General features: G+C 45.2%; 11 protein-coding genes. 10 read left to right on the forward strand and 1 reads right to left on the reverse strand.

The features are described from left to right. Nucleotides 1–45: 45 nt before the first annotated feature. Nucleotides 46–1,644 carry an amidase gene (locus FEM55_RS10500; protein ID WP_138281275.1) on the reverse strand — a complete coding sequence of 533 codons (1,599 nt, stop codon included), beginning with the start codon at nt 1,642–1,644 and terminating at the stop codon, nt 46–48. A 44-nt stretch (nt 1,645–1,688) separates the two neighbouring features. Between FEM55_RS10500 and FEM55_RS24945 the strand changes: the two genes are divergently transcribed. From FEM55_RS24945 to FEM55_RS10545, 10 genes are all read left to right on the forward strand, one after another. Next, nucleotides 1,689–1,853, forward strand: a complete 165-nt coding sequence (locus FEM55_RS24945; RefSeq protein ID WP_171036530.1) for a hypothetical protein — start codon at nt 1,689–1,691, stop codon at nt 1,851–1,853. Nucleotides 1,854–2,480: 627 nt separating this feature from the next. Beyond that, a complete protein-coding gene (locus FEM55_RS10505) occupies nt 2,481–3,449 on the forward strand; it encodes an FAD:protein FMN transferase (protein ID WP_138281276.1) in 969 nt (322 codons plus the stop codon). A 173-nt stretch (nt 3,450–3,622) separates the two neighbouring features. Beyond that, complete coding sequence (locus tag FEM55_RS10510; RefSeq protein ID WP_138281277.1) at nt 3,623–4,144, forward strand: DUF421 domain-containing protein; 522 nt, start codon at nt 3,623–3,625, stop codon at nt 4,142–4,144. Next, nucleotides 4,141–6,246, forward strand: a complete 2,106-nt coding sequence (pta, locus tag FEM55_RS10515) for a phosphate acetyltransferase (protein WP_138281278.1) — start codon at nt 4,141–4,143, stop codon at nt 6,244–6,246. The genes FEM55_RS10510 and pta overlap by 4 nt, the downstream gene beginning before the upstream one ends. A 1-nt stretch (nt 6,247) precedes the next feature. After that, nucleotides 6,248–7,471, forward strand: a complete 1,224-nt coding sequence (locus FEM55_RS10520) for an acetate/propionate family kinase (RefSeq protein WP_138281279.1) — start codon at nt 6,248–6,250, stop codon at nt 7,469–7,471. A gap of 156 nt (nt 7,472–7,627) precedes the next feature. After that, nucleotides 7,628–8,242 carry a TetR/AcrR family transcriptional regulator gene (locus FEM55_RS10525; protein ID WP_138281280.1) on the forward strand — a complete coding sequence of 205 codons (615 nt, stop codon included), beginning with the start codon at nt 7,628–7,630 and terminating at the stop codon, nt 8,240–8,242. Nucleotides 8,243–8,986: 744 nt separating this feature from the next. Next, a complete protein-coding gene (spt, locus tag FEM55_RS10530) occupies nt 8,987–10,192 on the forward strand; it encodes a serine palmitoyltransferase (RefSeq protein ID WP_138281281.1) in 1,206 nt (401 codons plus the stop codon). Continuing rightward, a complete protein-coding gene (locus FEM55_RS10535; protein WP_138281282.1) occupies nt 10,189–11,310 on the forward strand; it encodes a GNAT family N-acetyltransferase in 1,122 nt (373 codons plus the stop codon). The genes spt and FEM55_RS10535 overlap by 4 nt, the downstream gene beginning before the upstream one ends. Continuing rightward, nucleotides 11,307–12,311 (forward strand): NAD-dependent epimerase/dehydratase family protein, encoded by a 1,005-nt coding sequence (locus tag FEM55_RS10540; RefSeq protein ID WP_138281283.1) that lies wholly within the window; start codon nt 11,307–11,309, stop codon nt 12,309–12,311. Before FEM55_RS10535 ends, FEM55_RS10540 begins: the two co-directional genes overlap by 4 nt. Before the next feature lie 136 nt (nt 12,312–12,447). After that, a complete protein-coding gene (locus FEM55_RS10545) occupies nt 12,448–14,973 on the forward strand; it encodes a DUF5686 and carboxypeptidase-like regulatory domain-containing protein (protein WP_229209191.1) in 2,526 nt (841 codons plus the stop codon). Nucleotides 14,974–14,997: the final 24 nt, after the last annotated feature.

Consider the following 14,997-nt stretch of genomic DNA (forward strand, 5'->3'; position numbering starts at 1 on the left):
TGCTTTCCGTACAAAAGGATTTAATTGAGACAGCATACTAATTGGTTACTGAACCGTTTTGATAAAGCGCGGTGCCCTGCGGTTTTTGGAAACCTGCTCGTAAGCATAAGCCATGCTGATCAGCGACGGCTCACTGTAGGCTTTTCCCAGAAATGAAATCCCGACAGGCAATTCGTCGATACTGCCCATGGGAACCGTTATGGACGGAAAACCGGAAAGCGCCGCCGGACCATAGGAGCCGTATCCCGTCCAGAAATCGCCATTTACAGGATCAATACACCACGAAGCGCCGGTTGCCGGGCCACATAGCGCATCCAGTTTGCTGGCTTCGAGTTCCTTGTTCAGCAAATCTCTTACATTAATGATTCTTGCCAGTGCATCTTTGTATTCTTTCGATTCCAGATTGCCTCTTGACTGCGAGACTTCAAACAGTTCCTGCTTGAAATCGGGCATAACCTTTTCTTCATTGGCTTTGTTGAAAGCGATCAGTTCTTCCAGCGACTTGATTTTCGCATTGGAAGCGGAAAGGTATTTATTTACCCCATCCTTGAATTCATACTGAAGAACGGCTGATTCTGCACCGTCCACATCGCCGGTTTTCATGAATTCCACTTCTACAATCGTTGCACCCTGACTTTTCATCTGGTCCAGAGCCTTTTTCAGCAAGGAATCAATGCCTTCATGCTGTTTCAGAAAACCTTTTTCAACACCAATGCGCTTTCCGTTCAATCCTTTTGGAAGCAGAAAAGCCGTGTAATCCGGTACTTTTTCACGATAGCTGTTTTCAACTGCATCCTGCTCATCAAAACCCGCCATGGCTCCGAGCAAAACCGCTGCATCCGCAACGGTTCTGGCCATTGGTCCGGCTGTATCCTGTGTTTTGGAAATCGGGATAATGCCGGAACGGCTCACTAGTCCGACGGTGGGCTTGATGCCGACAACGCCGTTCATCGATGCCGGGCATGCAATGGAGCCGTTGGTTTCCGTACCGACGGCAACAGCGCATAAGTTTGCTGCCACGGCAACGCCAGAACCGGAACTCGATCCGCATGGGGAACGGTCGAGCACGTATGGATTGTGCGTTTGCCCACCGCGGCTGCTCCATCCGCTCGACGACCTTGTGGAACGGAAGTTTGCCCATTCGCTCAGATTTGTTTTGCCCAGAATCACCGCACCGGCTTTACGCAGTTGTTTTACCACAAAGGCATCTGTCGCGGCAATGTTTCCTTCCAGAGCAAGCGATCCGGCAGTTGTCTGCATTTTGTCTGCGGTATTGATGTTATCCTTGATCAGGACAGGAATGCCGTGCAAGGCACCTCTGGTTTTGCCGCTTTTCCTTTCCTTGTCCATGGCATCGGCAATGCTGAGTGCATCCGGGTTCAGTTCAATGACTGAGTTCAGCTTGGGACCGTTGCGGTCGTATTTTTCTATTTGTTGCAGATAATGCTGCGTGAGCGAACGGGAAGTAAGTGCGCCATCCTGCATTTTCTTCTGCATGTCCGCAATCGTCATTTCGGAAACCTGAGAAGACTCAGGTTCCTTGTTTCCGCTGTCCTTTTCATTCTTGCTGCAGCCGGCAAAATGGAACGCTACAGAAGACAAACCCGCTGCTGAGGCGATATGAATAAACGCTCTTCTTTTCATAGGAGTAAATGCACATGGAAGTTTAATGTGCAATATAAAGGACTATGAATCCAGAATCCGTTTCCGGCTGTGATTTAATCCGACTTTTTCATAATGCGCAGCAGAATCCAGAAAGGCAGGATGACAATGCAGGAAAAGAGGGTTGCAAAAATGAGAATAGTGGAGAATACAATCCTCGCGAGGAAAATGAAAATATGGCTCATAAGTAAGTGTGTGTGATGTTGTAGAACTATTTTCCGACTTTATTGAATTATATTTCTAATAAAGTAAAGAAACTATTGCAAATCAGGCTTATAGAATACTTTGTACATTAAAATTGACTTAAATTTATAAATTTTTGCACAGTATTTTTGGCTGGCACAATAATTTATTTAACTTTGGCAATAGAAAATATCATATAAATCATTTGCACCATGAACTTCCTGTCAAATATCATATATTATTCAGCAAAATTACTCTTTGCAACGATACTGTTTGTTGCTATGGTTATATCAACAATCATCTCGCTTCCTTTCATCGGAGCGGGGCTAATCAAAGATGCAGTGAATTCCTATTCACCTCAGCCGGACAACAATTACGTGGATAATTACAGTTAGTACATTTCTTTTATATCAGTAAAAAGGGCCTGAAATTCTTGTTTCAGGCCCTTTTTTGTTTTCTGGATATGTTAGAAACGGTTTTATGCCGGTACGAATTATGCTTCTTCTCATAAAATGAATTAATTTTCGTTTTTAATCTGCAAAAGAACATTTGACCAATTCCTGATGCCCGTTAACCGCAATTTCTCTTCCATACAGCAAATCAAAGTCAAACTATTTATTTCGAAGTCCGTTTTAATGCGACAATGCATCATGCTGAGTTTGACCTTGTTCTGCAATTTATCGTACGCGCAGTTAAATCGTTACAGCTTTGAGAAAGGGATGATGGGTTCTCCGTTCAAACTGGTGCTGTACGCTCCGGACGATTCTGTGGCCAATGCGGCTGCAAACAGCGCATTTAAAAGGGTTGAAAAGCTGAACGAAATCATGAGCGATTACCGTGACGGCAGCGAGATCAATCTGCTTTCTGCCCAGTCGGGAAGTGGAAAATGGGTTGCTGTAAGCAAGGAACTGTTTGACATCCTGGCCATTTCGCAGGATATCAGTCAGAAAACGGAAGGGGCTTTCGATGCGACACTCGGACCCGTAGTGCAGATGTGGCGCCATGCTACAAGAAAAGGTATTTTCCCGGCCAGACAGGAAATAGAAGAGGCTTTGTCCAAAACCGGTTTTAAAAAAATGAAACTGGATGCAGACGGCTATAAAGTTTTGCTTGCCCAGAAAGGAATGCGCCTGGATATCGGCGGACTTGGAAAGGGTTTTGCAGCAGAAGAAGCGATCAAGGTTGTGAAAAGTTATGGAATAAAGTCGGCAATGATGGATGCGGGCGGCAAAATCGTGCTCACCGATTCGCCTCCGGGCACCGGCGGATGGAAAATAACGGTTTCAAACGGCAGCGACTCATTAAAGACCATGGAACTGTCCAATACTTCACTCGCTACTTCCGGCCCTACTTACCGCTACATGGAATACAAAGGCGTGCGTTACTCACATATTGTGGATCCGAAAACGGGTGTCGGCCTGCTTTATCACGTAAGAACAACAGTTATTTCCCCGGACGGAACCGTCGCGGACGCGCTTGCAACGGCATTCAGCGTAGCAGGAATTGCAAAAAGCAAAAAGTACATGAAGTTTTTTCCGGAAAGCAAGGTATGGCTCGTAGAAAAGCAAAACGAGCAAGTTGCCGACTGGAACATGCTGGAATGACACGGGTCTGCTTTACATTTTACTTCTCACACCTTACTTCTCATACCTCAAAACACACAGCCGGCAAACCTGGCCCGGCTCGTGGTTTATTTTTTGCTGCAGAGATTTTCTGGAATCTTTAAAGAAACAGCTGAATACAGCTTTCAGGAAAACAGGAAATTTTGCGGGTATCTATGGAAAGTATCATAAAAATATTTGGAGAAGGTGAAAATCTCTCCACACTTCAGATGTCTCTGAGGGCGGCTGCTATTTTTATGATCACACTGCTTTTACTGCGCATTGCCGGACGCCGTTCATTCGGCATGAAAACACCTTTTGACAACATCATTGTCATATTGCTGGGCGCCATACTGAGCAGGACCGTCGTCGGTGCATCGGAGTTTGTGCCTACCATTTCTGCGGCGCTTGTCATTGCAGTGCTTCACCGCCTGTTTGCGTGGATCGGATCTTCCAATCTGAGATTCGGCAGGATGATCAAAGGCAGGAAAATAGCTTTATATCAAAACGGGCACATTATGAAGGAAAACCTGAAAAGAGCACTTGTCAGTGAAACAGACCTGTACGCAAGCCTGAGAAACCATCTGCAGGAAGACAATTTTGAAAATATAGAAAGTGCGTTTATGGAAAGCGACGGGCAAATCAGCTTTGTCAGGAAAAACACAAATATAACATCTGAAAAAGCAGGGATTTTATGACAAAGAATATATTCATTGCATCGGCAGAACCTTATGCCGGAAAATCGGTCATCGCACTCGGGCTTGTAAATATGCTGCTGGCGAAAACCAAGAAAGTCGGGTTTTTCAAGCCGATTATTTCACAACAGGAAAACGGAGTCAAAGACAAGCACATTGAAGCGGTCCTGAGTTACTTTTCCCTGCCGATTCCATACGAAGATACTTACGCTTTTACCCGTCAGGAAGTACTTCAGCAGACCGAATCCGAAAACTGGGGTGAAATGATCAATACGATCATCAGCAAATTTAAAAAGCTGGAAGATGCGTATGATTTCACCGTGATCGAAGGAAGCGATTTCCTCGGAGAAGGCGTTGCTTTTGAGTTCGAGTCCAACGCAGCCATTGCCAAAAACCTCGGCGCACCGGTTCTGACGATTATTAACGGAGAAAACAAATCCACTGCCCAGATCGTAAGTTCAGCATTAAATGTGCTGCGGAATTTTGAGTCACGCGAAGTTCAGGTTCTCGGGATTGTGGCAAACCGGGTAAAACAGGAACAAGTCGATGACGTACGCGAACTGCTGCACATGCAGTTGCCGAAAGAAATTATCCTGACCATTATTCCTTTGGAAAAAGGGCTGCAAAGTCCGACAATGAAAGAAATTGCGGATGTACTTGAGGCCAAAGTGCTTTTTGGTGAAAACCTCCTTTCCAGTCAGGTCGACAATTTTGTTACAGGCGCCATGATGCTGCCGAATTTCTTGAACCATATCAAGGAAAACCTACTCATTGTCACACCCGGCGACCGCGGCGATATCATTATCGGTGCTCTTCAGGCCAATCTTTCCGCCAGTTATCCGAAAGTGGCGGGCATTGTGCTGACTGCCGGCACCGAGCCGGACGAACCTGTTGTTCGCCTTATCGAAGGACTTCAGACGATTATTCCGATTATAGCAGTCAAAAAAGGAACATTTGAAACGACGACAATGATCGGAGGAATCCATTCGCGGATTACGGCCGATAATACCAACAAAATCAGTCTTGCGATTGATACCTTTGAAAAGTACGTTGATATGAAAGCGCTTGACGACCGGATTATCACTTTCCAGCCGGAAGGAATTACGCCGCATATGTTTCAGTACCAGCTTGTAAAATGGGCCAAAAGCCAGAAAAAACACATCGTACTGCCGGAAGGAAACGATGACAGGATTCTCAAAGCTGCTGCAAGGCTCATAAGCCAGAATATCGTGGATCTGACTATTCTCGGCGATCAGGCGGAAATAGCGGCATCGCTGAAAAGACTGGGGCTGGATCTGGATCTGAACGCGGTTAAAGTGATCAATCCGGCTACTTCCGATTACTATGAACAGTATGTGGAAACGCTTTTTGAACTCAGAAAGAATAAAAATGTAAATCAGGAAATGGCGCGTGACCTCATGACCGATGTTTCGTACTTCGGTACAATGATGGTTTACAAAGGCGATGCCGACGGAATGGTTTCCGGCGCGGTGCATACAACGCAGCATACGATCAGGCCGGCTTTGCAGTTTATCAAGACAAAACCCGGCGTTTCCATTGTTTCGTCCGTTTTTTTCATGTGCCTTCCCGAGCGTGTTTCTGTTTTCGGCGATTGTGCGGTCAATCCGAATCCGACTGCGCAACAACTTGCAGAAATTGCGATTTCATCTGCGGAAAGCAGCGCACGTTTTGGCATAGAACCGCGCATTGCCATGTTGTCCTACTCTTCCGGAACTTCGGGCGAAGGCGAGGATGTGGAGAAAGTGCGGGAAGCAACGGCCATTGTAAAACAAAAGCGCCCCGACCTGAAAGTGGAAGGCCCGATCCAGTACGATGCCGCCGTAGACCCGATCGTAGGAAACCAGAAAATGGCCAATTCGGAAGTGGCCGGAAAAGCAAGCGTGCTTATTTTTCCGGATCTTAACACGGGCAACAATACTTATAAGGCCGTGCAGCGCGAGACCGGCGCGCTGGCAATCGGACCGATGCTTCAGGGTTTGAACAAGCCGATCAACGATCTGAGCCGCGGCTGTACTGTGGATGATATTTTCAATACCGTAATCATTACTGCGATCCAGTGCCAGGAAAGCGGACAATCCTTATAAAATGAATATTCTCGTTATAAATTCAGGAAGCAGTTCACTCAAATACCAGCTTTTCAGCATGCCCGATGAAAGGCCGCTTTGTACAGGTCTGATAGAAAAAATCGGTAAAGAAGATTCACTGATACGTCATAAAACGATCAGAGAAGAGGATGTACAGGTAACAGAAAAAACCCTGGCGGTAAAAGATTTTGGCGAGGGAATGAAACATGTACTTGCATTGCTGACGGACTCGGGACTTATCAAAAACACGGATGATCTGGAAGTAATCGGGCATCGAGTCGTGCATGGCGGCGAGTATTTTTCTACGGCAGTCGTCATTGATCCGGATGTCAAGCAAAAAATCCTGGGTTTGTCCACGCTTGCGCCGCTTCACAATCCGGTGAATTACAAATGCATAGAATTTGCGGAAAAGATCTTTCCGAATGCCAAACAGATCGCCGTTTTTGATACCGCATTTCATCAGACCATGCCCGAATTTGCTTTCAGGTATGCCATTCCGGAAAAGTACTATTCGGAAATGCACATCCGCGCGTATGGTTTTCACGGAACGAGCCACAAGTATGTGTCTGAAAGAGCGATGGAGTGGCTTGGAAAACCGGATGTAAAAATGATCAGTATCCATTTGGGAAATGGATGCAGCATAACGGCCGTCAGCGGCGGGAAATCCATTGATACGAGCATGGGTTTCGGACCGCTCAGCGGGCTGGTAATGGGAACGCGCTCAGGCGATATTGATCCTTCGGTAATCCTGCATCTGCAGCGGAAAGAAGGAAAAACAGCCGACGAAATGGATAAACTGCTTAACAATGAATCCGGATTGCTCGGACTTGCCGGTTCCAACGACATGCGCGATGTGATGAAAATGCTGGAATCCGGCAATTACGATGCAGAACTGGCCATTGATATGTATGCTTACCGGATAAAAAAATACATCGGTTCCTATACAGCCGTACTGAACGGCCTGGATGCTATTGTATTTACTGCAGGCGTGGGAGAGAACGATGCGCTGATGAGGGAAAAAATCTGCCGCGGTATGGAATACTTCGGCATTCAGCTGGACGCTGAAAGCAACCGGATCAAGTCGGATCAGATCCGGGAAATAAGTGAGAAAAGTGCCGGGGTGAAAGTGCTTGTAATCCCGACCAATGAAGAGCTTGAAATTGCCCGTCAGAGTTTCGAACTGTTGCGGGAAGACCCGCCTTGCGAGCAGGTTATTTTGTACTAATCGGATATAATTTTCTATTAAATAATTATTTTAAATAGTTGTTTAAATTATTTATTTAAAACACTTGAGTGTAACAAAATTAATACAGACATTTGATCATAAATCAGAAGAAAAACGGTCTGATATTTAATAAGGTATTGCCTAACTCAATTGAATGTGAAGTGTGTAACAGAAAAAAGTGAGGACAAGATCAAAGAAGCGGCCAGAAGGGTTTTTCTGAAGAAGGGCTTTGACGGGACTACTTCGCGTGACATTGCGCGGGAAGCAGACATGAACATTGCGCTGACCAATTATTATTTCAGAAGTAAGGAAAAGCTGTTTCTGGAAATCTTCAAGGATATCCTGGAATTGTATTTTAAGAATATGGTGAATATCCTCAACAAACCGGTGGATATCAAAACCAAGATTTCGGACATGATCGAGAATGACTTCAAAATGATGAATGAAGAACCCGATCTGGTAATTTTCATCATGAATGAGATCCACAAGGAACCGGAACGTCTTTTTCCTGATCTTTCATTTTTTAAACAGATCCGCTCGACCTTGTTCTGCAAGCAGCTGGATGAAGGCATTGCCAACGGTACATTGCGGCAAATCCACATTGAAAATATTATTCCGCTGATTAAAAGCTGTGTGGAGTTTATCTTTCTTGGAAAGCACATCCATAAAAAGATTTACGGCATGAGCGAAGAGGAATTTAACCGGTATGCGCAGGAGCAGAAAGAACATGTCAAAGCAATGATCTGTAATTACCTGATACTGGAAAGTTGAATTTTTTTGCATAAACGTTAAACAACTATTTAAAATAAACATTTGTTTAACCAAAGTGCGTGTAAACCACAAATAGATAGTGCAGGCATCACATGTACTGGCGCGGTTTTGATGAAAAATCGTCCATCCGGCAGAATAGTAAAAGGCTAGTTACAACCTTGAATCGGGCGCCGGCAAAATACCGGAAAATGCAGGCTGTCCGGATAACACACTTATATAAGGATCATTCTGAAAAACACGGAAGAAAAAGTTTTGTGGCAAATAAATAAAATTCACTTTTTACAGATTGTTCAATACTTTCATGTTTTTTAAATAAAGATTTCAGAATCAGGATAAACACACATATGAATGAGCAGCCGGCACAAAGACGCGCTCTTTTTATTACTGGTAAAATACAAAATGATTGACCAGCTTTGTGAACTACTGCGGAGGGTATCGGGTTTACCTTTTAAATTTATTTGCAGCGGAATTATTCATCACAGTTCTTCAATACTTTGATAACTTTAAGCAGGAATAATCCGGCAGGAAAGGATAACTGTGAAACGGATCGGTGCAGAAGGCCGAAAACCACGCATTAACACGCAAGGAAAAGACATTTTACCATCACTCAAGGTTCAAAATTTATACTATGGAAAAGAACAACTACAATACCAACTGACCTTCCAGATCTTTCCAATCAGTTTACGGCCGGATGCCATCCGGCACCTTATAAAAAGAAGCTGTTGATTCTGACACTAATTATCTATGGGTAAAAAATTAAATAATCGAATTGCCGAATTCAAAGACGCGGCCAATGTAAGAGCAAAAGGTCTTTATCCCTTCTTCAGACCAATCGAATCGGGTCAGGATACGGAGGTTATCATCAATGGAAAACCGGTCCTGATGTTCGGGTCAAATTCATATCTGGGACTTACATCCCATCCTTATATCATTGAAGCATCGCAAAAGGCGGCGCAGAAATACGGTACCGGCTGTGCGGGTTCCCGATTTCTGAACGGCACACTCGACATACACGAAGAGCTGGAAGAAAGACTTGCCAAATTCACGGGCAAGGAAGATGCAATCCTTTTCAGTACCGGTTATCAGGCCAATCTGGGCGCATTATCCTGCCTGACCGGCCGCAACGATTACCTTGTTCTGGATGAAAGCGACCATGCTTCCATCATCGACGGAAGCCGGCTGTCTTTTTCCAAAGTAATCAAGTACGCGCATAACGATATGAACGATCTCCGGAAAAAGCTGAGCCTTTTGCCGGAAGAGGCTATCAAGCTGATCGCTACGGACGGGATTTTCAGTATGGAAGGCGATATCGTCAAATTGCCTGAACTGAATGCCATTGCAGCCGAATTCGATGCAACTGTTTTAGTGGACGATGCGCACAGTCTGGGCGTGATCGGGCATAATGGTGCCGGAACTGCATCTTATTTCGGACTGACGGAAAGTACGGATCTGATTATGGGAACTTTCAGCAAGTCACTGGCTTCCCTGGGCGGATTTATTGCAGGGGATGCAAGCACAATTGATTACCTTAAGCACCGCGCGCGTTCGCTGATGTTCAGCGCGAGCATGACGCCCGCTGCGGTTGGAAGTACGCTGGCTGCACTGGATATAATCGAATCCGAGCCGCATCATATTGAACGCCTTTGGGCCAATACAAGATATGCGAAAGAGCTGCTGCTTGTCAACGGCTTTGATCTCGGACGTACCGAAAGCCCGATTCTGCCCTTGTACATACGGGATAATGAAAGGACATTCGTGCTGACAAAACTTTTACAGGACGAAGGAATTTTTGTGAATCCGGTTGTTTCGCCGGGCGTTCCTCCTGAACAGTCGCTTATCCGTTTCTCACTCATGGCAACGCATACATTCAGCCAGATTGAAGAAGCAGTGGATAAAATTACCAAAATTTATCGTCAGATCTGTCCTCAGCCTGTCACTGAAAGACTATGAAACAAATCGTCCACGTAAACTCTCCCAAAGAACTTAAACTGTTTATTGATTTTCCGCATGATCTTTATCGAAACGATAAAAATTATGTTCCGGAACTTTTCATTGCGCAAAAGGATATGCTTTCTCCGGGAAAGCATCCTTTTTATGAACACTCGGAAGTAAAGCTGTTTCTGGTACGGGACGGGGAAAGTATTACGGGACGGATTGCCGCCATTTACAACCGCAATCATATTGAATTCACGGGCAAGAACGACGGCTTTTTTGGTTTTTTCGACACTGTTGATGATCAGGAAACCGTGGATTTGCTGCTGAACGAAGCAGTTAAATGGCTGAAAGGAAAAGGGGCTTCCAATCTGGTCGGGCCGGTCAACCTTTCCACCAACGATACCTGCGGGTTACTGATTGATGGTTTTGAAAGGCCGCCGATGGCCATGATGCCTTACAACGCGCCGTATTACATTGAACTGCTTGAAAATGCAGGTCTGACAAAGCAAACAGATCTTCTGGCTTATGAAATCAATGTAAATACGGCCAATGACAAATCCGTAAGGCTTATTGACGCGCTGGAAAACCGGCTGAAACGAAGCGGCGTGGTGATCCGTAAGGTGAATATGAAGGATTTCAAGAACGAGGTCGTCAAGATCCGTCAGGTTTATAATAGAGCGTGGGACAAAAACCTGGGTTTCGTTCCGATGACTGAAAAGGAATTTGACTATCTGGCCAAAGACCTTAAAATGATCCTTGATCCGAATTTTTGTCTTGTCGCTGAAAAGGACGGTGAAATGGTCGGTTTTGTACTGGGGATTCCGGATATCAACCAAATTCTGATCAAAATCCGAAGAGGACGTTTGCTTCCGACAGGAATTTTCAAGCTGCTTATGGGCAAGAAAAATATTACCCGCATACGCGTGCTTACACTGGGTGTTGTGGAAGGTTACCGGAAAATGGGCATTGAAGCCTGTCTTTACGGCCATATCATCAAGAACACGTACGGCACAAAAGTTACAGGCGGCGAATGTTCGTGGATGCTGGAAGAAAATTACCTGATGAACCACGCCATTGAGCAGATCAACGGCCAGCTGTACAAACGGTACAGGTTGTTTGAAAAAGCAATATGAAAGAGAAAGTTTTTATAACCGGAGCCAGCGGATTCATTGGTTTTCATCTGGTGGAAACTGCGCTGAAAGCAGGCATGGAAGTACATGCAGCCGTGCGCCCATCCAGTGATCTGACTTTTCTGAAGAAGCTGAAAACGGATTCTCTTGTATTTGCAAACACCGATTTCAGTTCGCAGGAATCGCTGAAACACACACTTGAAAAGTCGGGCTGTGAGTATATTATTCATGCTGCGGGCGTAACAAAAGCCAAAAGTGCAGCGGCTTACAACCTCGTAAATGCCAATTACACACTTCATCTGGCGCAGGCTGCGCTGGCAACGGGCATTCCGCTGAAAAGGTTTGTTTTTCTGAGCAGTCTGGCGGCAATCGGGCCGCTGGCTTATGCAGCTGAACAGCCGATTACGGAAAACACTTTGCCGGTTCCGGTAACGGATTATGGCAGGAGCAAGCTGCTTGCCGAAAATTACCTTTCGGATGTTGAAAATTTACCGTTGACGATTATCCGCCCGACTGCCGTATATGGTCCGGGCGAAAAGGATCTTTTTGTTCTTTTCAAAACACTGAACAAAGGTCTGGACGCTTACATTGGCAATGGCCCTCAGCGGCTGAGCTTCGTGTATGTCAAAGATCTGGTGGCGGCAACAATGGCTGCTTTAAAGGAAAGCAGTAAAGAAGTCTCCGTTTACAATATTTCCGACGGTCATGCTTACGACCGGTATGCGCTGGCCGACAAGTTTAGGGAAATAAGCGGCAAAACCAGCCTTCGCACACACCTTCCGATGACACTGGTGAAAATGGTCGCCGGGTTGCTCGATGCGGTTTATGCATTTTCAGCGGCAACGCCGGTTCTGAACAAAGAAAAATTAAAAGAGCTTACAGCGCCAAACTGGATCTGTAGTATAGACGCAGCCCGCAATCATCTGCGGTACCGGCCGCAATACAACTTGCAGCAGGGACTTACCGAAACACTGATGTGGTACAAGGAAAATAAATGGCTCTGACATTTCTGTACCCTCTTGATCAACATCCGGAATTCCGGTGACTTGATTAACCGAAGGCTAAGGACTGCAAAATAACACGTTATGATGTTTAAAAATGAAAACAACAATTAAGCCGGTATGGTTAAACATGCTCCTGATGATCTGTTTAGTACAGATTTTCAGCGGAACAGCCATAGCGCAAAACACAACAATCAAAGGAACGGTTACGGATGCAAAATCCGGCGAAACACTGCCGTATGTATCGATTCTGATTCCGGGTACGACAATGGGAACCGTCTCGGATGTTGACGGACGTTATGCACTAACGTTACGTGAAGAATACACGAAAGTTAAATTTACTTACATCGGTTACCTCAGCGTAGAAAAGGAAATCAAGCCGGGCGTTAGTCAGGTTATTGATGTAAAAATGTCGGTCGATGCATCCATGCTTAAGGAAGTAACGGTAAAAGGAAAAGCAAAATACCGCAACCGCGACAATCCTGCCGTTCAGCTGATCCGCGAAGTCATTGCGCACAAAGACCAGAATAAAATGGCCAGCAATAATTACGTCGAGTACGAGCAGTATGAAAAAATTTCCTTTGCGCTGAGTAACCTTTCTGAAAATTTCAAGGAAAAAAGGATTTTCAAGAATTATCAGTTTTTGTTCAAAGATCAGGATTCGGCGGCGATCGGAGGCAAAAACATGTTGCCGGCCTACATTCAGGAAAAGCTTTCACAGGTTTATTTCAGAAAAAATCCCTACACGAAAAAGCAGCTTGTACTCGCAAACCGCCGTGCCGAGTTTGATGCAAAATTTGTGGATAATGACGGTCTGAGCGCCTATTTCAACCGGCTTTATGAAGATATTAATCTTTATGACAATGACATTTCCATTGCAACCAACCTTTTGCTGAGCCCGATCGCCAATACGGCGCCGACATTTTACAAGTTTTTTATCCGCGATACGGTGAAAACCAGCACGCCGTGGCTTGTGGAGCTGGGATTTGTCCCGAGAAACAAAACCGATATGCTTTTTGAAGGCAAGCTGTTTGTCACGCTGGACGGGAATTATGGCGTTCAGAATGCATATCTGACAGTTAACAAAGACATTAACCTGAACTTTATGCGTGATCTGGAAGCGCATATTGAATTTGAAAAAGGCACAGACGGACGTTACCGGCTGAATAAAACAAGTCTTGCCATGGAATTTGCACTTGGTGAGAAGAATGCAGGTTTTTACGGACAACGGATTGTCAATTTCAAAAACTACATTATCAATCAGAGCCGGCCGGACAGCACGTACAAAGGTCCGGGCGAAGAAATTGCCTACAATCCGGATGTGAAAGTCGGAGAGTCTTTCTGGAACACGGCAAGGCACATTCCGCTGGATAAAATGGAGCTGGATATTTATAAAAATATCGATACCCTGCAGACGATTCCATCTTTCCGGCGCACCATGGATATTTCCACGCTTTTGCTTTCGGGGTATAAATCCTTGGGTAAAGTGGAAATCGGGCCGGTGAATACGTTTTACAGTTTCAACCCGATTGAAGGTTTCCGGCTGCGTTTCGGCGGAAGAACAACGACCGATTTAAGCAAAAGGGTTTATTTCGAAACGTATGCGGCATACGGCTTCAAGGACAAGAAATGGAAGTATTTCCTGAGCGGCACGTATTCGTTCAATAATAAATCCGTTTATCATTTTCCGCTGAACTACATCCGTGCGAGTTATCAGCGCGATACCAAAATTCCCGGTCAGGATCTGCAGTTTGTTCAGGAAGACAATTTTCTTTTATCCTTTAAAAGAGGGGAAAACAACCGCTGGCTGTACAATGACGTGTACAAAATGGAATACGTCAGGGAACTTGAAAGTCACTTTTCTTACCGGATCGGTTTTACGCAATGGAGGCAGACGCCCGCCGGAATACTTCGGTACGAACGACTGAATGACGAAGGCGGTCTGCAGAATGCCGGCACGCTGAGCAACACCGAAGCCAATCTGGAACTCCGTTATGCGCCGAACGAGCAGTTTTATCAGGGAAAATTGTACCGTACGCCGATTATCAACAAATACCCGATTTTCACACTGCGCTACAATGCCGGTCTGAAAGGTGTGTTTGAAGGACAAAACCGGTACCATAATCTTACGGCCAATGTTGCTAAAAGGGTTTATTTATCCCAGTTCGGCTATGCGGATGTGACTGCAGAAGGCGGCTATATTTTTGGAAATAAAGTCCTGTTTCCGCTGCTGACCATTCACCGCGCCAACCAGACTTATGCCTATCAGTTGAATTCCTATAACCTGATGAACTTCCTGGAATTTGTCAGTGACCATTATGCAAGTCTGGATATTCAGTATTATATGAATGGATTTTTGTTCAACAAGATTCCGCTGATCAAAAAACTGAAATTAAGAGAAGTGTTCAGTTTCAAAGGACTGATGGGCGGCTTGCGTGACGAAAACAATCCGGGTCTGAATCCGTCACTTTACCGCTTTCCTGTGGATGAGGCCGGCAAGCCGATCACGTATACGCTGTCGAGAGAACCGTACATTGAAGGAAGTATAGGCATTGCCAACATTTTCAAACTGCTCCGCGTAGACCTTGTAAAAAGATTTACGTATCTGGATAATCCCAATGTTTCGGAGTGGGGCGTGCGGGCAAGGTTCAGGCTCGATTTTTAAGAGAAGAAAAGGGCTCAGTTTAAA

The sequence above is a fragment of the Dyadobacter sediminis genome (assembly GCF_005860765.1).
In the GTDB taxonomy this organism is placed as follows: domain Bacteria; phylum Bacteroidota; class Bacteroidia; order Cytophagales; family Spirosomataceae; genus Dyadobacter; species Dyadobacter sediminis.